Raw genomic sequence first — 25,393 nt, 5'->3', positions numbered from 1 at the left:
GAACTTTAGCGTAGTTGGCGGCTACAGATATCAAGAAAGGTCTGCAAGCCTTGGGAAAGATGTTTCTGTTTATGGCGGATGAGATAGAGCTGACGAAACAGCGTTGGGTGGGGCAGACGCACTAATTCTCGACGTGCCAGGTGATGTTGGATCACCTGCAAGGGGAGGCAACTGATGTTCTTTCCCTCCAGCACGGTTTGCCGGATCGCCTCGGAATTACCCATCTCCATCACCAGATGCAGATGACCAAAATGCGGCAGCAGCAGTTGGTCCATCACCTCCCGAGTGCCCGACCCCTCTTCGCGCAAGATCCAGTCGGCGGCAGCGATCTCTTGGCTGGTACAATAGCCTTGGGCCAGAGGGTGCTCGGCTCCGACTACTATGGCTAGCTCGTCGCGGAACCAGGGCTTGACCTCTAGCTCGGGTCTATGACAAGGGCCTTCGATGAAGCCGATATCCACATCGAAGTTGGCCACCGCCATCACCACTTCCGCGGAGTTGCCTATGTTGAGGATGAGGTTGATGGCCGGAAAGTCATGATTATAACTGGCCACCACCTTGGGTAGCAGATAGTTGCCGATAGTGGTGCTGGCGCCCAGCTTGAGCTTGCTGCGCCCTCCGACAAAGAGCGTTTCCAGCTCTTGGGCTTGCTCCAGCATAGCCAGGGCGCGGGGAAAGAGCAGACGGGCGTTTTCATTGAGCATCAGGCGCTTACCGATCCGCTCGAACAGCTGTACGTTTAGCTGCTGCTCCAGTTCATGCAGGGAGGCACTGACTGCGGACTGGGAGAGTGACAATATTTGGCCCGCTCGGGTCGTTGACTCGCTCTTGGCGATAGCCATGAAGACTTCTAATTGGCGTAGCGTGATGCGCATGGGGCGAGTTAACCGCGAGATGATGAGAAGAGGAAGTTTGCCGCCAAGCCCTAAGGGGAGCCTGGCGGCTGAGTGTTTTACTTGCTGTGGCGCTCTTTGAGACGTTGCACTACATCCGCCAACTGCAGTCCTTCATTTTGCAGCAGTACGGTCAGATGGTAGAGCAGATCGGCGGATTCGTTGATGAGCTCCTCACGATCCTTGGCCATGGCGGCCAGCGCCACTTCTACCCCCTCTTCACCAACCTTCTGGGCGATACGCTTGGTGCCCTTGGCATAGAGGCGTGCCGTGTAGCTAGACTCAGGATCGGCACTCTTGCGGCCAGCCAGGATCTGCTCCAGCTCGGCTAAAAAGCCTAAGGGTGGCAGTGGATGGCCATCAAAGCAGCTTGGCGTCCCATTATGGCAGGTTGGGCCAATCGGATCGGCGGCGATGAGCAGGCAGTCCTGGTCACAGTCAGTGGTGATGGCGCGCAGCTGCAAGAAGTGTCCAGAGCTCTCGCCTTTGGTCCACAACCGCTGCTTGGTACGACTGAAGAAGGTGACATGGCCGCTCTCCAGGGTCTTGGCTAGGGCCTCGGCATTGACGAAACCCTGCATCAGCACTTCGCCGCTGGCAACATGCTGGACTATAACGGGCATCAAACCGTCTACCTTGGCCCAATCGAGTTGGCTTGCATCAAATGGCACGGAATTAGTCACGGATCTGCACTCCTTGGTTACGCAGATAAGCTTTTAGCTCGGGAATGGGGATGATCCCCTTGTGGAATACCGAGGCCGCCAGGGCGCCATCCACATCGGCTTGTTCAAAGGCGTCGAGGAAGTGGACCATTTCACCGGCACCGCCTGAGGCGATGAGCGGTACGCGGCACAGGTTGCGGATCAGCTTCAACTGCTCCAGATCATACCCCTTGCGCATGCCATCCTGGTTCATCATGTTCAACACAATTTCACCGGCTCCGCGCTTTTGCACTTCAACCACCCACTCCGGGGTCGTCCACTGGGTGATGCGAGTCCGGCTCTCATCGCCCGTGTACTGTTTGACCTGATAGTGGCCGGTCGCTTGGTCGAAGTAGGAGTCGATCCCCACCACGACACACTGCACACCGAAACGATCGGCTAGTTCGCTGATTAGCGAGGGGTCGGCCAGGGCCGGAGAGTTGATGGAGACCTTATCGGCACCAAACTCCAGAATGCGGCGCGCATCCTCCACACTCTTGATCCCGCCTGCCACACAGAAGGGAATATCGATCACTTCGGCAACGCGACTGACCCAGCTCTTATCTACGACTCGGGCATCGGAGGAGGCGGTAATATCATAAAAAACCAGCTCGTCGGCGCCCTCTTCGGCGTAGCGTTTGGCCAGGGGGACTATGTCGCCCATCACCTCGTGATTGCGAAACTGTACCCCTTTGACCACCACCCCATCTTTGACATCGAGGCAGGGAATTATGCGCCGTGCCAGTTTACTAGACTGCATTCAAAAAGTCCTTATTTATCATTGGCATACACAAAGCCAGAATGCGCGCATGAAATATATATTCACAAGATTTTCACAGGTCGAAAAAATTTAGCTTTATAAATAATGAGTTACCTGAAAACTGTGACTTTATAAGTATGCATAAATATTCTTTCATCGGATGGTGATTTTAACTGAAATTTTGTATAAAGAAATAAGGAATTTGGACATCCAGATGTCCATTGTGAGGGCGGACCCATCCCGTGCTGCGCCATCGGATGTTTCCCAGCTGATGAGCTCCATAGCGCTAGCTGCTCGGTATACGCATCAGCCTATTTGGAAAATCATGTCTCTGATATGTTGTTAGTCCGGTATCACCTTGTCTGTCAGAGCTATCTCTTAAGCCGAAGGGTATCTCAGCTTATGGGTTCGTAACTGGATGGGCTGTGGAATTTACACTGTAACATACTGAACGGCCCCTGAGAGCGAGCCCAGATCTGGCTAGGTTGTGGAATTTACACTGTAAATTGCATATAAATCAGAAGCATAAAGGAGTTTTATTTGCTTCTACAAAGAGATAGCAAGAGCCTTCTTTGAGCACAAAATTGTTTTTCTATGCGTACAACTCTCATTATCTGTTGAACAATAGACAGCACTACCAGCTTTGGTAACAAACCGCTTCGCTAGAGCAAGAGCGAGCTGGAAACGTGCTGTCCTGATTTGCTGTGGCTATACAGCCTTCTTATTGAAAAGCTCTTGTTCGATTTCATCTCTGGTCTTCACAATCTCACTGATTTCTTTCTTTAGTGCTTCGAGCCTGTTCATCTTGTCGTCCTCAAGCTTTTGTAGTCTTGCTAGCTCAGCAGTTTTTGAGTCTGATCGGAGTTGTTCAAATCTACCGCTCTTAGCCTCTTCGCTCTCGGCCTGACTGTATATTCGCAGTTGCTCTTCTTCTTGTTTCTCAAGCACCAACAGGCGCTGCTGTGCTTCTTCCTGACTCAAAGACATGTTCACAACCTGGAAGCTATCTGGGTTGTTGATGAGAATGCGCAACTGACGAACCTCGGCTCTAATATCGTTCAGCTTCAATAGCTCAAGCTGAGCCTTTGATTTTGTACCTTCCATCTGCTGAAGCGATTCCTGAGCTTGCTTGATGCGTTCCTCATACATCGCAATCTTTTGCTGCTTCGACATCCTTTTCCTGCTAAGAGCCTTTTCCTGCTAAGAGCCTTTTCCTCGATCTCTTCTTCTTTTTATTCTCTTATCTTTTCTATTAGCAGCTCTGTTCGCTTGATGTATTTGAGTATTTTGTTTAGCTCAGCATCAACCTTTTTACGGCCAACCTTTTCACTAGCAGGATCGATATCAAAGAATGCGATTGATGATTCGCTTGATAACGGCAAATCGCGCTCTTCTTCAATCGTATGAACAAGATCAACCAGTTTGCGAAATTCAGCTTCTGCGCTTTGTTTCTGAACAGGCAGAGGAACAGGAGGACGTCCCATTGTCTTTTCTGACTCATGGAATTGAACTCTGTTTTCGAGCAGGTCAAATTTTGTTTTCTCTGAAATACTCTGGATTTTTGCATATGCGCGTGATGCAGCTCGCTTTGCCTTTACTAACTCATCCAGTTTTTTGCGACCTTTACTCATGTCGTTCATACCTTTTGTTGACTTCACCGATTGTTAGTCGACATTAATAATAATAATAATAATAATAATAATATTAAATTAATCAATTAAAATGTATGTGTTGCTAATTATTTACAAGATATACACCAGAATAAAAAATGTAAGCTTTTGCTGTAGACGTGCTTGTATTGTCAATAGCATGTGTATACATACCAAACTAAAAAAGTATACATCTTGAATTTAATGGGCATACATACTCAACAATATGAGTGCACACAACGAAAAACAAAACACACATAATCAAAAGAATAAAAGAACTAAAAACCAAAACAAATAACTCCATCATGAAGAACATTCAAATAGTTTATAATAAAGCATTGTGTTAATTATTCCTTATTGGTAGCATTAATATGTAGGACTTAATAAACTGATTTATATAAAGATAAACACAGAAAGCAAATATATAAAGAAAAAATAGAAGTCAAAGCTTTTGACGAGCTATGTTTTTACCTACGAAAATCCTTCGGATGTTTCTGTGTGGTAAAAACGCTCGACTGCTCAAACCTTTCAGGTTCTGCGCGTTGGTGGGTGCTCAAACCCTCTGGGTTCTGCGCTTGAAAATATAATAAAGTATTAAGTGACAATAAAATATAATAAAGGTACTAAAAGATGAATGAATATGAAGGCGAGGTTGTATGTAATGTAGATGCTGTTAACCAAAACCAATCAAACAATAGAAAAGGAGGAAGGCCAAGAATTAGCGAATGCGAAAAAAGAAAAATAAGTATAGCGGTATCATTTACAGAAAAAGAGTACGATGAAATTAAGAGGTTATCAGATTTACTTGGCTGTCGCCCAGCAGTCCTACTTCGCAACATGTATTTTTCAATCTGTGAAAAAGGTGAGTTTGTAGTAAGAGTTAACAAAACAACAAATAAAAAACTGAGATATGAAGTCTTAAGGGTTATGTATTTATTGGAACAAGTAATATCAATACTAAGAGATTATGGCCTTGTGATTGCGGTAAATAAAGAAGCTGGCTTAATAGAGGGGCTTGTTAAAACAATAAATGTGGCTTGTGAGATAGGTGAATATATAAAACAAACCAAATAACAACAACAGCACGGACGCTTAAACAATAACAATAATAAGAGTGTTTAAGTATGAATAATAAAAGCAATGCAGGAAGAAAGAAACTAGGTGAAGACAAACTACTTTCCAAAAAGATATTTGTAGCATTTACAGAGAAAGAGTTTGAAGACCTAAAGCAAAGAATGACAACAGAAGATGAAATACTAAAAACAGAATCAAGCTCGAAGAAAAGAAACAAATGCTTGCAGCCATTTGAACATGTAAAGTCAACATACAAGAATGCAACAACTAGCGGAAAGTTACGAGTTTGTATAGATGAGATTGGTTTGTGCTCAAACAGCGAAATAGCTGAACTTAATGAAGCAGGCAGAATGCTTAACCAAGTAATTAGAAAAATATACGAAGGAAAGATCAGTCCTGAAACCGTAAGAAAAGAGTTAAAAGGTCTTAATAATGCTTATGCTGAAGCTAAGTGCATTATTTCGATGATACACAATAGAATAATAAACAACAAAAATAACAATAAGGAAGACATACAATGATTTCAAGCAAAGAGCCGTGTTCACCGATATTCGCACCAAGATTGTTATACATATATAGAGCTAATGAGCTTGATGAAGAAAAGAAAAAGAAAAGAGAAAAGAAAAAGAAGGAGAAAGAGAAAGAAGAAAATCAAGTGAATGAAGATATCAAAAGTAAAGAAGTCAGGATTAGACATATTGGTGGGAATATATGTTGTAAGTCGCCTTTGATATATGATGCAAACAACAAAATAATTGGTGCAAACATAGAAAAAATGAATGAAGAAATGCTTGTTCAATCCAAGCTGCATTTAGGTAGAGGAAAGATGTTTTGTTCTCATTACATATTAAGCTTAACAGAGAGCGAAAAACTTAATGACTTAACGTGGCTTGATATAGCTACCGAGTATATGGAGAAAATGGGGTACGATGAGACAACAGTTTGGACATCAGCACTACACCAGGACACAGATAACGAACATCTACATATTGTTGCATGCAGAGTTAAGGATGATGGAAGTCTCGTTAATGATAAGAATGATTACGAAAAGAGCTGCAATGCTGTGCGAGATATCGAAGAAAAGTATGAGTTAGTAAAATGTGAAAACTTTGATAAGACATTCACTAAAGAGGAAAATAATTTCATTGCTGATGAAAGAAGAATGAAAGGATATGTTGACCACGCGAAAACAATAAGGGCAAAAATCAAGTGTTTGTATGATGAGAAAAAGCCAAGCACAATGACAGAATTTGTCACTGGCCTGAAAAAACATGGCGTGTATGTGACAATAGTTGCTGATGACAACAAACCAGTTGGCATTAAATACAGCATCGACAACGAAAAGTGGTTAAGTGGTAGTAATATTAAAAAAACTCGCTTTACATGGGCCAACCTTAAAAAAGTGGAAGAGATATCTTATGAGCCATGGCGAGATAACTATGCTCTTGGGTTGAAGCCAGTTAAAAGAGAAGAGGTGGCAGATCCAGCAGTTGTTACTCTTATGCTCCCTGCTGTTTATTCACAGATATATAGAATGAGTAAAGGTGGATTTGAAAATAGAGTGTTTATAAAAACAAATGACTATAAAGAGCAAAAATATATTGAGATCCAATTTGTAATGAGAGGTTTTGCTAAGAGTAAAAGCAAAGCAAAAGATTGTGAAGTTGAAAATAACAACAGCAATATACTTACAGCAATATTGAAAATGATTCTAACGATTATTGCGGCACTTTTTGGTAAGAAGCTACCTGTAGCATATTTTGAAGGAGAGGTCGATACCAATGAATACAAGCCTGTTTTAGATACCGCGACAAGTCGCGATGTGAAACCAGTAGAGGCACCTGCTCTTCAGACTATGGATGAGTACGAAGAGTTCTTCAGCAAGATCCTTCCTGTTGTAACAAGGTTTATGAAAAGTGATGGTACACCAATGGAAGACAGCATGGCACTAACAATAAATTAAAAAACAGCTCACTTTTGAGGGTGAGCTAATAAACAAACAACAATAATAAAAGGCTAATAGTTATTTGCTAACTCTTCGCATTACTTTATCGAACCTGTTTTAGAGTTAATTAAGAATGATAGTTTATCGATTTTTCAATCACTTATTCATTGTTGTAAATGTTTCAACTCAAACATCCTAAGTTTTATATTTTACACTAATTTAAATGGTGTAAGCTATTCGTTTTTCTGTGTGCAAGTATTGGCGTCAAAACAACAATAAATAATTACAAATATACAGTTAAAGAAATTCATTAAGGCTGGTGTGATTATCACCGCACTAGCCGAAGTAGACATTTCTATTATACATTAAAAGATCAAGCTGCTGATTTTGAAAAAGTTAAGAATGCAGAGATATCATTGATCGCAACATAAAATAATATCAAATTATTCACTTGGTTTATAATAATGTATTGACGTGTATATATTACAGGGTTAATGTATACATATAAGAAAAAGTCACACCAAAATAAATAACAATAAATATAAAGGAATTCAAATATGGCTTATGCAAGATTAACCTGCGGTGGCAAAGTAGTTGAAATAAAGAGAACGCTCAGTAGCCCAATCTCTGTTGCTGTTAATGGAAAAGACAGAACGCTTCGAATAAACAGTAATGAAGTTATTGCCAGAGTTGATATTGATGGCGACTTCTCTAAGGTATCAGGAATCACTGCTGAAGAAGCAGTAAGATTCAAGGCTTGGGCTGACAATCAGCAAAAGCAAATCAATGAAGCATTTCTTAGGAATGCCAAGAACGGACTGTACGGTGGCTCACCAGTCATAAAGGCCAGTAAAGGAAAAGATGAAGAGTACAGCAAGCAAGAGCACTATATTGAGTGCAAATCTGGTGAGTTCAACGGAATAATTGAGGGTGCGAGATTAGTTGGTGCTAAATATACTGAATTGAGCGCAGCTAAGCAGAGCACACAGGAAACAAAATACTTCACAAATACTCAAGACAAAAGAGCATCTCAGGTTTTAAAGGAAATTAATGAAGCTATGATTACCTTAATTAACAAAGGTGATGTTAAAGGTAAAGAAAAAATTTGCTTTGATGAGTTATGTGATTTATTTAGAGAGAACAGAGTGTTGTCAAAAATGTTCACTCGCAACTTCCAAGATAGAAACAAAAAGATATTAAATCATGATGCTTTGTACGGAACATTAAGAGACGGGAAGCCAATAAGAAAAATAGTATTTGATATATGTGAAATACCAAAATGCAAGAAGATTACTATTGATGTGCTAATACCAGAAAACAAGAAGCTTACTATGGGTGCGCAAATATCAGACGACAAGACGATTACTGCTGACGAGCAGTAAGATAGAAGGGAACAGCACATGGCCTCTTTCATCGCTTGCGATGGAATAGAAAAAACTTTTGTTACTTGAATGATTCGAGCCATATCCGTAAAGCATGCTTATCATTGTTTTATGACAAAGGATATTCGACAATATTTGGAAGATGAACAAGCAAAGGAAAACAACATGAGATTAAGTAAAGAAATATACGAAAGCGAAACTATTTACGACAAGAGAAGAAGATGGAACAGCAGTTTTGCAGAAAAGAAGAAAGCAGATGGATTTGTTCATATTCATATGCGAGTTAGACCAGAGGTAAGAACGTCAATTGCAGTTCTCAAAAAATCTTACGGACTGAAGAGCGCAGAACAGGTCTTGGAGAAAATGATTTCTGATGCACTGGCGGCCGAAGGCAAGAGTCTCAGCGACATTACTGTTACTGGTACCAACCGAATCCATGCTGATAACGGAAACTGCGCTACTGTTGATGAAATCTATCATGAACTCTTTGATGGAATAAACCTAGAGCAGATCATTGAGCATTACTACAACATTCTGAATCGTAGAAGTATACTCGCATGAATCGCACTCAACTGGTTGTTAACAAATGATTATCAAAAATGAAGTTAATAAAATAATTGATGTTGTTTGTGATATTTGCGATGACAGTACGTCAGACAACAACCGATGCGGCCCACAGTTCGGAACTCTGCATGCCAAGTGGGGTTTTGATTCTAATCACAATGGCGAGGCTTATGAGGTTCATCTGTGCGAGAGCTGCTTCTTCCAGGCGCTGGCCAATATCAACGAGCAGCGAAGGGGCCAGCTAATGTTTTCCGAGCAGGGGTATGTGTTCAATCCTGATTTTGGAAAGGTAACAACTCATGACTAGCTGTAGATAAACCCACTGATCGTTCACTCAACACTACCGGCGAGGACGACAGATAGTCCTGATGTTCAGCAGGGATTGCGCTGAGGGTACCGAGGTCTCCGTCAGTAAAATCTTCGTTGGTTTGGCTTACCGCAGCGTCAAGACGGCTCTCAAACTTTACGAGCATCTGGTAACGCCGATCAAGGCCATGATCGTGGAGAACCCATCGCTCAGTTATCGAACCGTAGCGGCACTGCTGGTCTTTAGGTATAGCGCATCTTCCTGCTCAAGGGGGGTGGCAAGTCCGTAAACGTCCGGTTGGGATTCGCGCGCGGATCTAGGCCTTGCCCTCGGTTGTCTGCCCCCAATCAGCGTTGTGCGACACTCTAGCGCATCAAAAGCGACTTTATGATTGTCTTTCGTTCGATCCCGCTCTTTCTTTTTGGTTTCAAGTTCATGTCGAAGACCTGCCTTTGATTCCACACTACCTAGCTGGATTTGGATCGCGGCAATTGCATCTTCAATCTCTTTGTTCTTTTCACCAACGATGGCAAACGTCTTGATCTCGCCATTGGCTTGATTGACCAAGAAACTTAGATTCTCGTTGACGAAATCACGGTTGTAGACCCGAATGTCGTAGCCATGACCAACAAGGCCAGCCTGTGTTACATCACCTTTGTCACCGTGGACAGTGAAGGTTGAGCCTTCGTAGTTGAGCGGAATGCGGCCTGTTTCCATAGCACGGAAAATTCGGGATAGGGTAGTCTTGCCAGAGTAGTTTCGCCCGTAGAGAATGTTGAGCCTCTTGAAGTTTTGGACGTTGCCGCCCGCATCCTTAAGACTTTTCTTCCAAGCAAGGGCCGTAAAACTGCCGAAACTATCAATATCAACCTGGCTGAACATGGACTCTCCCTGAGTAGTAGCTCTTGGTTGCCGATTTGCAAGTAAAACAGATTCTTCAGCTAGTTTACTCTGAGCTGAGGAAAACGGCATCAGGGTTTCGGGTCTCAATCATGGCTAAAAAGCTTGGTCAATCGCTTCGTGTTTAGGCGGGTGAGCTCCGTTCTCTATAGGACTATTCGCTGGAGTAAACATCGAGGAATAGTGTAGAAAGGAGTAGATCGTTTTGCTGTGTGTTTGATGTCCAGAATTACCTACCTCGCGACCGGTAGATCAGCCCACGACGTGGTGTAACTTGGGCTCAAGTGTTCGCGTTTCATCATCCACTCTGAAGCATCCACGCCTTTCGATGCAAAGCCAACATGACCCAGACCGCTATGGTTGATTTCGTCGATTACGGCCATTAACCGATGATCTAATGAATCTGAATTGTCGAACAGGTCCGCCTGCTGGTGATCTCGTGGTGTAAATGACCCAAGAATAACGCCTCCTTTTTGGTATCGGAAACCGTCACGCCAGATATGCGGTAGCAGGCTGGTTACATGATGTAGAAGCTCTCGGGTATCGTCTGTCGGTCGCGGGAGTTTGGCCGAGAGTTGGTTGCCATAGTACGGCTCATTTCCACTAAAAGGGCTGGTTCGGAAGAATATGCTCACATGCTGGCAGCGCATTTGTTCTTTGCGTAGTTTCTCTGCTGCCCGCTCCATAAATGCTGATAAGGCCTGACGCATAGCAGTCTGATCTGTGATCCGCTCGCCGAACGAGCGGCTGCTGACTATTTGCTGCTTTGCAGGAGTGGATATTTGTAATTCCGAACAAGGAATGCCGCGAAGTTCCTGGATCACCCTTTCCACCACAACGCCATATCTCAGGCGGATCTGTTTGGGTGGCACGGCAATTAGATCCGCAACAGTAGCTACCCCTTCGGCCTGTAGCTGTTTATTAAGGGCACGACCAATACCCCACACTTCATCAATAGGCGTGATGGACATCAGCCGGGCTCTGCGTACTTGATCTCTGATGTCAACGACACCACCTGTGGCGGGCCATTTCTTCGCGGCGTAGTTAGCCAGTTTGGCCAAGGTTTTTGTTGGGCCAATACCCACACCTACGGTTAGGCCTGTGTACTGCTGAATGGTGGCTCGGATCTGGTGCCCGAACTCAACAAAATCACCTGCCCACAAAGCGCCTAGTTCAACAAAAGCCTCATCAATGGAGTAAATCTCAATAGCGGGAACCATACTCTCCAGCGTGGTCATCACTCGCTGAGACATATCGGCATAGAGCGCATAGTTGCTGGAGAAGTAGATGCCACCGATTCGCTCAAAATCTCGCTTGATCTTGAAGTAGGGAACGCCCATTTTGATGCCAATTTTCTTGGCCTCGGCAGAGCGGGCCACCACGCATCCATCGTTGTTGGACAGCACTACAATCGGTCGACCAACTAAGTCAGGCCGGAACAGTCTCTCACAACTGGCGTAGAAATTGTTTACGTCAACAAGAGCAATCACAGTGGTCATCTTAGTGCTGGCATTGCTTGTGGATGACGAAGGTAACCACGCCAAAAATCTCTAATGACTGTTCGGCCTGGAAAAGGATGGGCTGATAGGTTGGATTGGCTGGCAGCAGGGCGATATTCGGGGTGAGTTGCAATATCTTCACGGTGAATTCACCATCAACACAGGCAATCACTGTGTCGCCATGACGTGCGCTGATAGAGCGGTCCACAACCAGCAGGTCTCCATCCAGAATGCCCGCGTCCTTCATGCTGTCACCAGCCGCCCGCACGAAGTAGGTTGCCGCAGGTCGGCTGATGCATAACTGGTTCAGATCCAGTGTTGCCTCTACATAGTCCTGAGCTGGGCTTGGGAAACCACAGGAAGCAGGTGATGCGAATAGCGGCAACCCGAGAGTAGGAGGGTTATCAGTGGGTTTTAGGAACATGGGTTATCTCAGTCATCTGTATATATATACAGTATATAGTGATAGCAATATCTAGATCCACTTCCTTAATAATCAATGACGTAGTTTCATCTAGGGTTGATTGACACTACTAGCCATAGTAGATTCGAAATAGATTTTGTTGTTGCGTGTTGTGCCAAAGCAACAACCTCTAGCAAATAGTTGTAGCACTAATTATTGAATGAAATCATTCGGTTAGTGTGATTCATGTGTCATAGACTAGTACGAACACAACAATTAGAACTACCGCATAGGATTACCGATGGCCGTAAATCAGGCGAAGATTTTTGAACAACTCGAGCAACTGACCAACGAGCTGGACCGTAACGAGTTTATCTATGGCTTTATGACCGCCTTCGACTTTCCCAAGGCCAGTATCTCTCAGGTGCGACAAGGTGGTCCCCGTAACGTAGCGAAAGAGGTTGGGCACGTCGCGCTAAAGAATAAACTCTATTACCAGAGTGCATCGGAAGGGGATGATCTCGAAGCTCTACTGAAACAGCGCATTGATGACCCGGCTATTGCCAAGAACAAGATCCGCTTTGTGCTAGTCACAGATTTTGTGCGCTTCCTGGCGTGGGACACTCTCAGTAAAGAACAGCTCGATATTGAGCTAGAAGAGCTGCACAGCAACTATGGCTTCTTTCTTCCGCTGGTTGGTCTGGAGAAGGCCATCATTAGCAGCGAGAACCCTGCCGATGTGAAGGCGGCTGAGAAGCTGGGCCAGCTTTTTGACCTGATCCGCGACCAAAATGATCTTAGCCAACCTGCCGATATCCACGCTCTGAATGTATTTTTGACCCGCTTGCTGTTCTGCCTGTTTGCAGAAGATACCGGCATCTTTGCCCCAGCCCAATTCACTTCAGCCATCAAAGGCTTTACCGAGGATAATGGCAGCAATCTCGACGTTTTCCTCGAGCAGATTTTCTCGGTGCTCAACAGTGAACCGGGGAGTGCCAAGCGGAAAAATATGCCTGTGCATTTGGCCGCATTCCCCTACGTTAACGGCGGGCTATTTGCCGCCGATGAACCCATACCGGCGCTCGGGAAGAAGGGGCGTAAACTCTTGCTTGAATGCGGCACCATGGATTGGAGCGAGATCAACCCGGATATCTTCGGCAGCATGTTCCAGGCGGTGATCGATGCCAAGCAGCGCAGTCGCTTAGGCCAGCACTATACCTCCTATAGCAATATCATGAAGGTGATTAAGCCACTGTTTCTTGAGCCTTTACAGGCTGAACTGGAGGCCTTGCAACAGGTCGCGGTCAACAAACGCGCCAAGGGGCTACAAGCCTTGTTGGTACGGTTGGGCAAGATCAAGGTATTCGATCCAGCCTGTGGCTCGGGTAACTTCTTGATCGTGGCTTACAAGGAACTGCGTAAATTCGAGATGGCGGTGATCAGGGCCTTAAAGGAGGTAGACCCGCAAGGTTTCACCATGAGTGGGCTACATTTGTCACAGTTTTACGGCATCGAGATCGATGATTTTGCCTGTGAAATCGCCCGGCTTTCACTCTGGCTGGCCGAACACCAGCTTAATAGCCTGTGGCAACAGGAGTTTGGTTTTGCCCCACCAGCGTTACCATTGCGTGAGAGCGGTAATATTCATAGTGGCAATAGCCTACGTTTGGATTGGCAGCAAGTATGCCCCAAGGAGGCTGAGGATGAGGTCTATGTGATCGGTAATCCGCCATTTTTGGGGCATGCAGGAAGGGATGAAACCCAAAAAACAGATTTACAGCACGTTTTCTCTAATATTAAAACCACTAACAAGCTGGATTATGTCACCTGCTGGTTTTGGAAAGGTGCACAATATATTCAACACGCTAAGGCTGAACTAGCATTAGTAGCAACCAACTCTATCTGCCAAGGTGAGCAAGTATCAGCTCTTTGGCCTGCATTGCTTTCTCTTGGCCTGAACATTCATATCGCATATCCAACTTTTGTGTGGGCAAACAATGCTCGTGACAAAGCAGCAGTACATGTTGTCATTGTTGGGTTGTCATCCCATTCCGTCACAAAGCGACTTTACCAACAACTAGATGGTGAATGGCATTGCCAACAAGTTAAGAATATCAATCCTTACCTCATTGCAGGGGATAATGTCACAGTCGGAACGCCAAGTAAGCCATTAGTGAAAAACGTCCCTGCTTTACTCTTCGGCAATATGCCAAACGATGGTGGTCACTTATTGCTCAATCGCCCGGAGCTAGATTTATTATTAATGCAAGAGCCTCAAGCGAAAAAGTGGGTTAAGAAATTGCTGGGGGCAGATGAATTTCTTAATGGTAAAGAACGATGGTGTTTGTGGCTTAAAACGGCAACTGAGGACGAAATAAATTCTATGCCCCATGTTGCAAGCCGAGTGAGAATGGTTGCCGAGGCTCGAAAACGTAGTCGTGATAAGGGTGCACAGAAACTTGCTGAGCGACCACATCAATTTCGAGATTTAAACAACCCGGAAAATTATATTTTGGTACCAAGCGTATCATCCGAACGTAGAACTTATGTTCCACTTGGCTTTTTCAATGCGGATGTAATCTCAACCAACCTGAACTACATCATCCCGAATGGGACCATGTACGAGTTTGGCATTCTTTCCTCTCTGTTGCATAACGACTGGATGCGATTAGTCGCTGGTCGTTTGAAAAGCGACTATCGCTATTCAGCATCAGTCGTTTACAACCCATTTCCTTGGCCTAATGTGACGGAGCAACAACGCCAAGAGATCAAGAATTTGGCCGAAGATATACGCCTCACCCGCGAAGAATTTCCCGGCCGCACCTTGGCTGAACTCTATGACCCCGACAAGATGCCCGCCAAACTGCTGGCCGCCCATCAAGCGCTTGATAGGGCGGTGGATCGTCTCTACCGCGAACGCCCCTTCAAGGATGCAGCCGATCGCTTAAGTTGCCTGTTGGCTCGCTACGAGGAGCTGGTCGCCCACTGATTATGGAAGCCGGTCAACCGCCCGGTATTGCTTACTGAATAATTGGAAGGATTCTCGATGAACAACCTGTTGCATGTGGAGTATGGTCAGACCGGTCAAAGCGCCAGCTTGAATCAGATGGGAATGCGGGAGATGCAGGCCCGCGCATTTACCGAGCGCAATAGCCAATATCTGTTGATCAAGGCTCCACCAGCCTGTGGCAAATCCCGCGCTCTGATGTTTCTAGGGCTCGATAAGCTGGAGCATCAAGGTCTGCGCAAGGTGATCGTGGCCGTGCCGGAAAAATCTATCGGCGGCTCCTTCCAAACGACGCGGCTTACCGAGTTTGGCTTTTTTGCCGACTGGGTGGTGGGCCCGGAGAATAACTTGTGTGTCGATGGCAGTGACAGCCGCAAGGTTAAAGCCTTCAAGCGCTTTATGGCCGGTGATGACCGTATTTTGGTCTGTACTCATGCCACATTGCGCTTTGCCTTCGATGAGCTGGCGGTGACTGAGTTTAATGAATGCCTAGTTGCAATCGATGAGTTTCACCACGTCTCAGCAGATCAAGACAGTCGGTTAGGTGGTCTGATCGATGAGCTGATGAATAAATCGAGCGCCCATATTGTGGCAATGACCGGGTCCTATTTTCGTGGTGATACCGTGCCGATTCTGCTCGCCGACGATGAGGCTAAGTTCACCAAGGTCACCTACACCTACTACGAACAGCTCAATGGGTACCAGTACCTGAAATCTCTAGGCATTGGCTATCACTTCTATCAAGGGCTCTATATCGATGCTTTGCCAACCGTGCTGGATGCTCGCAAGAAGACCATCATCCATATCCCTAATGTGAACTCCGGTGAGTCGACGAAGGACAAACACGGGGAAGTGGATGCCATTCTCGATGTACTGGGCGAAGTTGTTATGCGCGATCCCGAGACCGGTATTTTGCAGATCATGGCCAAGGATGGACGCAAGCTTAAAGTCGCTAACTTGGTCGATGACAACGCCGCTGAACGGCCCAAGGTTCAAACCTATTTGCGAGGCATCAAGAGTGCTGATGATATGGATATCATCATCGCCTTGGGTATGGCTAAAGAAGGTTTTGACTGGCCCTACTGCGAACATGTGTTGACCATTGGCTATCGCAGTTCGCTGACCGAGATTGTGCAGATCATTGGTCGTGCCACCCGCGACTGTGCGGGCAAGAAACACGCCCAGTTTACCAACCTGATTGCCCAGCCGGATGCTCAAGACGATGACGTTCGGGCATCGGTTAATAACATGCTCAAGGCGATCACCACTTCGCTACTGATGGAGCAGATTCTTGCTCCCAGCATCCAGTTCAAGCCCCGCTCGCAATGGGATGGCAAGCCATTGCCACCCAATACCCTGTTAGTCGATGACACCACCAGTACGCCGGTATCCCAGAAGGTGCTGGATATCCTGAATGGCGACAAGAACGAGATCATGGCCAAGCTGATGGCTAAGGAGCAGTTAGTCAAGGAAGCGATCAGTGAAACCACACCTGCCGAAACGGTGACTCAGGTGGCGTTGCCTCAGGTCATCCAGACACTCTATCCAGATCTTACCGAGGAGGAGCTGGAGCAGGTTCGGCAAGGGTTGCTGCAAAGCATGCTGATCACCCAACAGGGTGGATTGGTTGACGGGAAGGACCTGCCAGAGGGTGCCGATGTAGATATGGGCAAAGAGGATAATGGCTCCAGCAGCAATGTTACAGGCAAGCAGTTTTTGAAAATGGGTGAGAAGTTTGTTTGCATCGACACTTTGAATATCGACCTGATTGATGCGATCAATCCATTCCATGGTGCCTATGAAATCCTCTCCAAGCAGGTGACCGCCGCCATGCTCAAAACCATCCAGGAGGCTGTGAGTGCCACCAAGTCACAAGTATCGGAAGAGGAGGCTGTCATTCTCTGGCCCAAGATCAAGCAGTTCAAACTCGAGCATGGCCGTGAGCCATCTCTGAATTCAAGTGATCCGATAGAGGTGCGTTATGCCGAAGCCTTGGCCTTTATTCGTCGAATGAAGCAGCAACAAATGGCAACGCAGGGACAGTGAGATGATCCGCTTATCAACCGAAAGGCTAGCCAATAAATCAACCTTGGGTGACATCCTCGGAGAGGAGGATGAACTGGATTTGCTTGATGTTGAGCCTCTGAAAGCCAAGACTGCACCGACTGATTTGGCCAGCAGTCAGTTTGCCGAGATCACTGCGTTTTATGAACAGCATGGCCGTTTACCCGAAGAGCACTCTGGTACCCCGCTGAATGAGAAGTTACTGGCCAGACGGCTAAGCGGCATTAGGGATAATCCAGAACAATGTGCTTATCTGCGGCAACAAGACTTGTTTGGTTTATTAGAGGTTGCAGCGCCTGATGCGACAGAAAACGTCGATAAATCAGAACTGGTGACCTCGTTGTTGGACATCTTTGCCGATGACGACGATGGATTACTGGACTTTGATGAGCCTGATATCTTTAGCTTGAAGCACGTCTCAGCCGAGAAAAAAGAACTGCCGGATGAGATAGCCCAACGCCAGCCATGTGCAGAGTTTCCGCGTTTTGCACCACTGTTTTCTGCTTTTCATGAGGGGCTGACGAAGGGGGCTTTCGGGCTGGAGCGCTTCACACACAAGCTGAAAATTGCCGAAGGGGATTTCTTCATCCTCAATGGCTTGGTGGGCTATGTTGCGGGCGTTGGCGAGCGTCTCGAACAATACAGTGGCTATAACGCCAGACTGTATCTGGTGTTTGAGAACGGCACTGAACTGCACATGCTCTATCAGTCACTGACTCACGGCTTGGTTCGCGACAAGGAAGGCCGCAAAGCACAGTTGAATGGCCAATTATTGCGGCCATCGAATGAGGCAATCCAGACTGGCCTGGTGTATGTATTGGCAACCCTGAGTGCAGATCCTGCCTTAGCGCCTTACAAGCATAATCTCTACAAGATTGGTTTCACCGAAACATCCGTTGACCAACGGATTAAAAATGCCGAAACAGATAGCACTTTTCTTGAGGCCCCCGTCCGGATTGTCGCCACTAACCAGTGCTTCAACCTTAACGCTCAGAAACTAGAGGCATTGGTGCATGGCTTCCTCGCCCCCCGCCGTCTGAATGTAAAACTCAAGAGTCACACTGGTCAGGTTTACACGCCCAAAGAGTGGTTCAACGTGCCATTAGCAACTGCAATGGCCGTAATCCAACACATTGTGGACGGGACTATCTCTCAGTACCGGTTGGATAATACAAACGGAAGGATTATCAGCAAAACTTAACAAAAAAATATATATGTATCCTTCGTGCAATTTCTGCCCTCTACATTTTCGTCCATGATGGCGGCGTTAATGCAATGGCTCTTTCACTGATACGCTCATGGCTTGATTTGAAACTGTCTGAAAGTTCGTAAAGCCCATGCCTGTATGGCATGGGCTTTAGAATTACTAGATGAGGAATTCATCCTTTGACCTGCCAGCTGCTACTGCTTCAGCAATCGCCTTAGGCATGCGGCCCTGACCAGTCCAGGTCTTCTCCTGGCCATCCTCGGTATACTTATACTTTGCAGGGCGAGGATCGCGCTTAGCCTTCACAGTTCCATCGGTCTTTACTGTGGTAGCAGAACTAACCAGTTCACTCGGGTCGATCCCAGCTTCCTTCAGCATCTTGGCGAAATCAGCCAGCTTTTGCAGGCGTTCAGCTGACTCCTCTCTCAGTTTGGTTTCGTGCCGCTCACGCTCAGCGAACACCTCGTCAAATTTTGCCTTAGCTTCTACCAACTGCTCGAAAGATAGTTCACGCAGTGAAGCACGCAGACTGCGAATATTGAGCAGGGTTTTCAAAAAATCGTTCATTGATGGCCTCATTATTACATTTATTATTCAAGGAATTATTACCCAATTCATATAACAGCTCCAGAGTTTTTTGGCAGCAATCAGCTCTAACAAAGTAGTCGGTTATCACAGTAAAAGTCATTACATGCATTCAGTTATAGCCAGAGGTATGGTTGCCGGATTACTGGATGTCAGTCTCATATAGACGCTATATGATATATTTTAAGTAGCTAACCAGCTGTTAGTCCAAGCGTTTACAAAAAGATAAATACACCACAAGCAACTTTGAACGATAAGACATGCCAAGGTAAACAAATTTAACCGAGTGCACAATATGAGCTAATTCGATTGGAGTATTCTTGAGTCGGAGTATTTCTCACACCCTGGAAAAATTTCAAAATTTCCGCGTGTTTCTTCATACCAGCGCGGTACCGCGCTGAACATTTATCCATTGATGAGAACGCGATGTTGGTATGAGAGGATTCAAGGCCTGTATCGCTACTGTTCATTAGATATTCTAGCTCGTTGCATCAGTGCACAGCCTACCGCACTCAAAAACGCCTACTGATTTATGCGTACCACTGAATAGCGGGCGGCTAAAGGGGAGGGTGATCAGGGAATGACGACCCAGAAAGTAATCTAAGATGGCCGGGCTGAATTACGGATTATTTTTTTTTGCTCTCAAATATAATAAGTGGACGTGTTTTTTGAAAAAACAAGGGCTGTATCTTCAAAAAAGTAGAAAAATCCACACTTAGTTTTGGGATGGATTTAAATGTCGCAACGCGTTTGGTTCAATTTATAATCCACTGCTTGAAAATTCACGGCCTTGGTACGGTAAATGATCGAGTTCAGCGAGGTGTCTTGAGCGTATATCATTAGTATTTCACAGTATCTGGTAAAGATTACCCCCTGTCTGCGTTCACCACCTGGTACACAAAAAAGAGTCTGTTTTTGTTAACCATGCAGGGAAAAGGGATTTTCAACAAAAACAGGGAGGAGTAGGATAGAGACTCAATATGCAACTAGGTGCAGACCTAAACGGCAACAATGCATGGGTGCAATGACACGGCCCTGCGGTAGCTAACGCCAATATAATTCTATCTAGCTCGTTCTAGCTTCGAGTGGGCCATACTGGTGCGTTTTCCTGCGTTCCTCGTTCCTGATAGATCAGCAAGAATATGAGATACGAGCAGGGCTTATGTCAGGCTAGGCGGAAATATTCAGCCTCTGCCGATTAGTCTACCTAACGCTCAATCCATCCGGTTGATAGCAATCGGGTTTAGCTTCCCGCAACGGGCTATCATAACAGACTATGGCGCACAACTCCGCGAACGTATACGGAATTGTTCCTGATAATACGTTGTTAGACGAATACTCAACTAGAGTGGTGTGTTTCATGGAGCAACACAAAATAGAATCTATTTTTTTATCTCTATGGCGGAGAGCTTTAAATTTACCAAGTTTAAATGAATTAACAGTTGAGTTAATTAATTCTTGGTTAGAACAAAAACATCTTACTGCAACATTGGTTGAAGAAACTGAGGTTGGCGCATTTAAGAGAATTAAATGTATTGTTCTGACTTTAGATAATCGAAAGGCTTGTTTCCCTAAAATATCAACAACGCACGATGAAAATTGGATTCAGCGCAACAAAATCATACAAGAACAGGTTGCATTATGGTCTAAAATGGAATGGTTTTTCCCTTTATGGATTCCATTAGGTGAAGTTCACAAATTATTAAAAGCTGTGCGTTATCAAACACAAGAAAATGCGATCCAGTCATTCAATTATCATACATCGACAAATTACACACTTGCTTTTCAAGCTGTTTGCATTGCTCAACTTCTACCGAAATCTGAAGGACTAAATAAGTATCTTGCAATAGCAAGAGAAGCATATTTAGCATTCTATTCAGGGCATAGAGCATCAAGTATCGCAGCTCTTATTCCTACTATTGAAGGAGCCTTAACTAGCATAATGAATGAGCGCCCGGATCTAACACCTAAAGATAAAATTAATAAAATGATCGACGGCGCAATTCAAAAAGAAGTCAGCATATATTTCGATCACATGTGGGTGCCTAAAGAATACACAACAGAACAATTCTTACTATGCCTTGATGAACGGGTATTATTTTTTTCAACTTATCGAAATTGGCTTTTGAATTCATTTTTTCAAAATACGAAAGAATATAATGGTGTAATTTGGCTAAATCGACATGTATTTGCTCATGCTGAATCATCTGCATGGCAAGATTCAGGTAATTTTTGTCGCCTAATTGTTGCACTCGCAACGATGGGAGTTGTTGAGTCATGGTATAAATCAACCAATTCAATTTCGTTGTTCTTTCCGGAGATGAACGAAGATAGCAAGCTTTTATGGCAACAAGCTCAATTTCAAGCTCAAATGCAAATGTATATTAAAGTGTTTGAGGAGCAAAATTACCACAAACATGGTCGTTTAGTGCCCGACATGCCGACAGATAATGGAGTCACTTTAAGAAAGGCGATTTTGTCCGAGGATTGCGTGAAAGATTTGGTTCGGCCTTTACGAGATGCTGGGTGGAGTATCGATATTGGTGAACCTGATGACCAAGCTTTATTTATAAAGGTAGTAGCAAAATCTCAAAACCACTCCTTAAAAATTGCACTTTTGTATAGCTGTGCAACAGAAAATGAACTTTATCGAGAGTTAGCAGCAGAATCTGACGTTATTTTATATAGAGGTTCTCCGTATCACCAAGATCAATATGCATACGGACTTTCAATTTATGTGGGGCCAGTTACCGGTTGGCAACCTCCAGCTCCACCAAAATAATAGCAACTGCTTATATTCGTCTAACAAAAACTTAATGTGGGACGGTTTTCAACCGCCCATAAGTCGAAGTTATACCCTTTGGTGAGTTAAGAGGAATTATGGCAAGAATTTGGTTTTCTCCTGGTGACCTAGCAGATCATCTCCATGAGATAATTGGCTACAAAGCGGGCTTAGCTAGTTCAATTGAACAGATGTGCGATTTACTATCAGGTACACCCTATACTGATGATATATTGAGATCTGAAAAAAATGGGCTTGCGCTTCGTTCAGAAGATTATGAGGATTTGTATTACCAACTTTTATATAAAGTTGGAGTTACGGATACTCCAAGACCGGGACTATTTACACAGTCTGATTTTTTCAAAAGAGTCATGAATGAAAAAGGTCTCGATTATCTTACTGATATTCAAAATATCTATAGCAAGCATTATCGCTTGGGTGTTGAGCAAGGGAAGGTGCGAATAAGCGGGGAAATTCTTCTCGGCTGACTCAGTCATTTCATTTCTTCATGTTTGAGCCGATTTTTTCTCCCGTAAATGCCTTGAATCAGCCTATTTAGACCGTTTCTTCGCCATTTAAGGCGTTATTCCCAGTTTTTAGTGAGATCTCTCCCACTGACGTATCATTTGGTCCGCCCGAAACAGGTTGGCCAGGGTGAATAACATCGCCAGTTGGTTATCGTTTTTCAGCAACCCCTTGTATCTGGCTTTCACGAAGCCGAACTGTCGCTTGATGATGCGAAATGGGTGCTCCACCTTGGCCCGGATGCTGGCTTTCATGTATTCGATGTTGATGGCCGTTTTGTTCTTGCGTGGATGCTGTTTCAAGGTTCTTACCTTGCCGGGGCGCTCGGCGATCAACCAGTCCACATCCACCTCGGCCAGCTCCTCGCGCTGTGGCGCCCCTTGGTAGCCGGCATCGGCTGAGACAAATTGCTCCTCTCCATGCAGCAGATTACCCAGCTGATTGAGGTCATGCTCGTTGGCCGCGGTGGTGACTAGGCTGTGGGTCAGGCCACTTTTGGCATCGACACCAATGTGGGCCTTCATGCCAAAGTGCCACTGATTGCCTTTCTTGGTCTGGTGCATCTCCGGATCGCGTTGCTGCTCTTTGTTCTTGGTCGAGCTGGGTGCCTCAATGATGGTGGCATCGACCAAGGTGCCTTGGGTCATCATGACGCCTGCTTCGGCCAGCCAGCGATTGATGGTCTTGAACAATTGGCGGGCCAGTTGATGCTGCTCCAGCAGGTGGCGGAAATTCATGATGGTGGTGCGGTCCGGCAAGGCGCTATCCAGGGATAACCGGGCAAACAGACGCATGGAGGCGATTTCGTACAGAGCATCTTCCATCGCGCCATCGCTCAGGTTGTACCAATGCTGCATGCAGTGAATGCGCAGCATGGTTTCCAGCGGATAGGGCCGACGACCATTACCGGCTTTGGGATAAAACGGCTCGATGACGGCGGTCATATCCTGCCATGGCAGGATATGCTCCATGCGGGAGAGGAAAATCTCTTTTCGGGTCTGACGGCGCTTACTGCTGAATTCACTGTCGGCGAAGGTAAGTTGATGACTCATGATGAACCCTGTTCCATGGCTCCAGATGACAAACATGATCTCATATCAGGAACTTGTTCGCACCTTCCCTAGGTGGCAAATAGACGCTGTATTAAGAAACATAAATCCAGATAACGTTTTTAGTTTTTATTTACTTAATGCTTGTGTAACTATTCATCACCTAAGTAGATGCTTGGGGCTTCCAGAAATCTACAATGAGTTAGCTGATAGAAGCGTTCTTCTTGAAGTTGAAGTTAAAGGAAAAGGGAAGGAAAAATATCTATCTGTTGGCACAACTACTGATGACTTGGTAGCCGCTTATCGATATGCGAACGACTATTTCAAAAACCTATGTGATTTTGCAGGCTATTCAAAGAAAGAGGCTGAAGAAGAGTATAAGTACATTGAAACTGGTGGGAAATTTAGAACCATGAATGTTCCGGGAGTTATTGAGCAGCTACATGCTAATGAGATTCGAAAGTTGGCAGATGAGCAAAGTGCATAACAAGGCGCTGCTGTCGGACAAATTTTCCGCTTCGCTCCAAATTTGCCGCAGAGCGCGGCGTTATACGAAGGTAACTAATGGAAAGCTTTCTATTTAAAACGGCCTGCGGAACAATGGGGATATTCCAAAGGGATGGAGAAACCTGTTATGTATGCTTAATGAAAGAATTTTGGCCTGATATAAAACGTTTCACGTGGTCACAGTATGAAAAATATGTAAAAAAAGGCCGAAATGATCTTCCACAAAAGTCACTATCGTGTGATGAAAGTAAATATATTTGTTACTTCGTATGGCATTGCCACAGCAACGTAAATCCAGACATTGTTGAAGTATCTAAAAGCTGGCTCCCTGCCGGAACATATTGCAAGAGAGTGAACAGAGGTTCGTTGAAATTATTTGAATCAACTCTTAGAGAGCATTCAACAATAGATGAGGTTAGGTCTTATAACAACTTAGTAGACTCATTAATTGAAATATTTAAAGTTATAGAGCCTGATAAAATAAACGAAGACGCATATGGGCATAGAATTAGAGAGGTATTAACTATTGCGTGCACAGAAGTTGAATACCTATTTTTGCAAATATTGAAAGATAATGGCCACATCGTACACCGGTACACAACAAAGGATTTTATAAAAGCATCTCCTGTGCTTAAGTTGGACGACTATGTCGTTGAATTAAAAATGCATCCCAATATGGGCGTATTTGAGCCCTTTAAAGGCTGGAATGTTAACAATCCGACAGAATCACTATCTTGGTACGCTTCTTATAACGCAGCCAAGCATGACCGAGGGGGAAACTTCAGTCGTGCAAGCTTAGGGGCTGCTGTAAATGCCATTGGAGCGGTACACATTTTACTAGAAGCGCAATATGGTAAAGAAATTTTTAATAAACCTCTATATTCAGAATATGAAAGTTGCTTTCACACAAAACAATATCCGACGTGGGAAATAAATCAGGTTTTCGTGCCTAAATTTAGTGGAGAAGAAGATACGTCATGGTTATCCGTCCATCAATATTTTAGCTGAATATTCGTATAACAAGTCATTCCAGCAGTGCACCTACGAATCCTACTGGATGCAACCACTATATTTTTGGACGGACTTGCGAAATACTCATGGGATCAAAAGTACGATTGAAATCATTTAATGGCACCTTATCCTCAACAGATGAGTGTGACTCCAGCGAAAACTATTGGCTACTAATCGGCAAGACCGGCGTTATTGTTGAGACAATAAACTAGCGAAACAGATTACTTATACAATTCGATATTGCAGTGAAAATGCTTGGGTTACATTGCCACAACCGAGCCGAAATAGCTTATACATTCTTCAAGACGACTTAGCATTAATTGATGCCAATCAAGCATATAACAAATAGTTTAAGTCGTTCGCTTCGCTCACTGGGACGCGCATAAAGCCGCGCGCCCCATAACTAAAATGTTGTGCGTGTTGCCGGTGTTGCGTGGTTCCAGGGCCAGAGCAGCTTGTAGTTGGCCGCAGAGAAAAAGTCAGGTGTTAGAGAACCGTCGTTCCGTTCTGGCGTGAACTCCGGCCCGGCACGTTATCAGCAGCATATTGGTGACTTCGTTCTGGCCAGCCTTGCTCATC

At 44.9% G+C, this 25,393-nt stretch carries 23 protein-coding genes; 13 read left to right on the top strand and 10 right to left on the bottom strand.

What is annotated here, in order from left to right; genetic code table 11:
- Positions 1–5: 5 nt before the first annotated feature.
- The 5 genes from ACZYTD_RS08225 to ACZYTD_RS08205 all read right to left on the bottom strand — a co-directional run bounded on the left by ACZYTD_RS08225 (position 6) and on the right by ACZYTD_RS08205 (position 3,985).
- Positions 6–875: a LysR family transcriptional regulator gene (locus tag ACZYTD_RS08225; protein ID WP_463891158.1), complete on the bottom strand. Its 870-nt coding sequence runs from the start codon at positions 873–875 to the stop codon at positions 6–8.
- 77 nt (positions 876–952) lie between these two features.
- Positions 953–1,576 (bottom strand): bifunctional phosphoribosyl-AMP cyclohydrolase/phosphoribosyl-ATP diphosphatase HisIE, encoded by a 624-nt coding sequence (gene hisIE / locus ACZYTD_RS08220; RefSeq protein ID WP_463891156.1) that lies wholly within the window; start codon positions 1,574–1,576, stop codon positions 953–955.
- On the bottom strand, positions 1,569–2,354 hold the full coding sequence (gene hisF / locus ACZYTD_RS08215; protein ID WP_463891153.1) for an imidazole glycerol phosphate synthase subunit HisF: 786 nt from the start codon (positions 2,352–2,354) through the stop codon (positions 1,569–1,571). The genes hisIE and hisF overlap by 8 nt, the downstream gene beginning before the upstream one ends.
- Before the next feature lie 708 nt (positions 2,355–3,062).
- The gene (locus tag ACZYTD_RS08210; protein ID WP_463891151.1) at positions 3,063–3,527 is read right to left on the bottom strand and encodes a hypothetical protein; all 465 of its coding nucleotides are present in this window, start codon (positions 3,525–3,527) and stop codon (positions 3,063–3,065) included.
- A 59-nt stretch (positions 3,528–3,586) separates the two neighbouring features.
- On the bottom strand, positions 3,587–3,985 hold the full coding sequence (locus ACZYTD_RS08205; RefSeq protein WP_463891149.1) for a hypothetical protein: 399 nt from the start codon (positions 3,983–3,985) through the stop codon (positions 3,587–3,589).
- A 648-nt stretch (positions 3,986–4,633) separates the two neighbouring features.
- On the opposite strand from ACZYTD_RS08205, the gene ACZYTD_RS08200 reads away from it, so the two are divergent.
- From ACZYTD_RS08200 to ACZYTD_RS08175, 6 genes are all read left to right on the top strand, one after another.
- Positions 4,634–5,077, top strand: a complete 444-nt coding sequence (locus tag ACZYTD_RS08200; protein WP_463891146.1) for a hypothetical protein — start codon at positions 4,634–4,636, stop codon at positions 5,075–5,077.
- Between the two features lie 50 nt (positions 5,078–5,127).
- Positions 5,128–5,598, top strand: a complete 471-nt coding sequence (locus ACZYTD_RS08195) for a hypothetical protein (RefSeq protein ID WP_463891144.1) — start codon at positions 5,128–5,130, stop codon at positions 5,596–5,598.
- Positions 5,595–7,040, top strand: a complete 1,446-nt coding sequence (locus ACZYTD_RS08190; protein WP_463891142.1) for a relaxase/mobilization nuclease domain-containing protein — start codon at positions 5,595–5,597, stop codon at positions 7,038–7,040. The genes ACZYTD_RS08195 and ACZYTD_RS08190 overlap by 4 nt, the downstream gene beginning before the upstream one ends.
- Before the next feature lie 539 nt (positions 7,041–7,579).
- On the top strand, positions 7,580–8,404 hold the full coding sequence (locus ACZYTD_RS08185; protein ID WP_463891140.1) for a hypothetical protein: 825 nt from the start codon (positions 7,580–7,582) through the stop codon (positions 8,402–8,404).
- Between the two features lie 135 nt (positions 8,405–8,539).
- Positions 8,540–8,965, top strand: a complete 426-nt coding sequence (locus ACZYTD_RS08180; RefSeq protein ID WP_463891137.1) for a hypothetical protein — start codon at positions 8,540–8,542, stop codon at positions 8,963–8,965.
- 25 nt (positions 8,966–8,990) lie between these two features.
- Entirely contained in the window at positions 8,991–9,275 is a 285-nt protein-coding gene (locus ACZYTD_RS08175; protein WP_463891135.1) for a hypothetical protein, read from the top strand.
- 213 nt (positions 9,276–9,488) lie between these two features.
- Here ACZYTD_RS08175 and ACZYTD_RS08170 read toward each other — a convergent pair whose 3' ends face one another.
- From ACZYTD_RS08170 to umuD, 3 genes are all read right to left on the bottom strand, one after another.
- Positions 9,489–10,157 carry an AAA family ATPase gene (locus ACZYTD_RS08170; protein ID WP_463891134.1) on the bottom strand — a complete coding sequence of 223 codons (669 nt, stop codon included), beginning with the start codon at positions 10,155–10,157 and terminating at the stop codon, positions 9,489–9,491.
- Between the two features lie 251 nt (positions 10,158–10,408).
- A complete protein-coding gene (gene umuC / locus ACZYTD_RS08165) occupies positions 10,409–11,674 on the bottom strand; it encodes a translesion error-prone DNA polymerase V subunit UmuC (RefSeq protein ID WP_463891132.1) in 1,266 nt (421 codons plus the stop codon).
- A gap of 1 nt (position 11,675) precedes the next feature.
- The gene (umuD, locus tag ACZYTD_RS08160; RefSeq protein ID WP_463891130.1) at positions 11,676–12,098 is read right to left on the bottom strand and encodes a translesion error-prone DNA polymerase V autoproteolytic subunit; all 423 of its coding nucleotides are present in this window, start codon (positions 12,096–12,098) and stop codon (positions 11,676–11,678) included.
- Positions 12,099–12,378: 280 nt separating this feature from the next.
- Here umuD and ACZYTD_RS08155 point away from each other — a divergent pair, with 280 nt between their 5' ends.
- Genes ACZYTD_RS08155 through ACZYTD_RS08145 form a run of 3 tightly spaced genes read left to right on the top strand, consistent with a single transcriptional unit; the run spans position 12,379 to position 18,349 of the window.
- Positions 12,379–15,066: a class I SAM-dependent DNA methyltransferase gene (locus ACZYTD_RS08155; protein WP_463891128.1), complete on the top strand. Its 2,688-nt coding sequence runs from the start codon at positions 12,379–12,381 to the stop codon at positions 15,064–15,066.
- 57 nt (positions 15,067–15,123) lie between these two features.
- Complete coding sequence (locus ACZYTD_RS08150; protein ID WP_463891125.1) at positions 15,124–17,130, top strand: DEAD/DEAH box helicase; 2,007 nt, start codon at positions 15,124–15,126, stop codon at positions 17,128–17,130.
- Between the two features lies 1 nt (position 17,131).
- Positions 17,132–18,349: a GIY-YIG nuclease family protein gene (locus ACZYTD_RS08145; protein ID WP_463891122.1), complete on the top strand. Its 1,218-nt coding sequence runs from the start codon at positions 17,132–17,134 to the stop codon at positions 18,347–18,349.
- A 165-nt stretch (positions 18,350–18,514) separates the two neighbouring features.
- Here ACZYTD_RS08145 and ACZYTD_RS08140 read toward each other — a convergent pair whose 3' ends face one another.
- Positions 18,515–18,922 carry an H-NS family histone-like protein gene (locus ACZYTD_RS08140; RefSeq protein WP_460883467.1) on the bottom strand — a complete coding sequence of 136 codons (408 nt, stop codon included), beginning with the start codon at positions 18,920–18,922 and terminating at the stop codon, positions 18,515–18,517.
- 1,378 nt (positions 18,923–20,300) lie between these two features.
- Between ACZYTD_RS08140 and ACZYTD_RS08135 the strand changes: the two genes are divergently transcribed.
- Together ACZYTD_RS08135 and ACZYTD_RS08130 are read left to right on the top strand one after the other, a co-directional pair.
- Positions 20,301–21,722 carry a hypothetical protein gene (locus ACZYTD_RS08135; RefSeq protein ID WP_463891119.1) on the top strand — a complete coding sequence of 474 codons (1,422 nt, stop codon included), beginning with the start codon at positions 20,301–20,303 and terminating at the stop codon, positions 21,720–21,722.
- Positions 21,723–21,820: 98 nt separating this feature from the next.
- Positions 21,821–22,210 (top strand): hypothetical protein, encoded by a 390-nt coding sequence (locus ACZYTD_RS08130; RefSeq protein WP_463891118.1) that lies wholly within the window; start codon positions 21,821–21,823, stop codon positions 22,208–22,210.
- 108 nt (positions 22,211–22,318) lie between these two features.
- Here ACZYTD_RS08130 and ACZYTD_RS08125 read toward each other — a convergent pair whose 3' ends face one another.
- A complete protein-coding gene (locus ACZYTD_RS08125) occupies positions 22,319–23,299 on the bottom strand; it encodes an IS5-like element IS5 family transposase (protein WP_462653996.1) in 981 nt (326 codons plus the stop codon).
- Between ACZYTD_RS08125 and ACZYTD_RS08120 the strand changes: the two genes are divergently transcribed.
- The gene (locus ACZYTD_RS08120) at positions 23,298–23,783 is read left to right on the top strand and encodes a hypothetical protein (RefSeq protein WP_463891268.1); all 486 of its coding nucleotides are present in this window, start codon (positions 23,298–23,300) and stop codon (positions 23,781–23,783) included. The two genes, ACZYTD_RS08125 and ACZYTD_RS08120, sit on opposite strands and share 2 nt — an antisense overlap.
- Before the next feature lie 77 nt (positions 23,784–23,860).
- Entirely contained in the window at positions 23,861–24,811 is a 951-nt protein-coding gene (locus ACZYTD_RS08115) for a hypothetical protein (protein ID WP_463891115.1), read from the top strand.
- Positions 24,812–25,393 lie beyond the last annotated feature (582 nt).

Source organism: Pseudaeromonas sp. HNCC25DJ180 (assembly GCF_055413345.1).
Note: the sequence above shows the minus strand (reverse complement) of the source record. Positions and strands in the feature narration are given on the sequence as shown.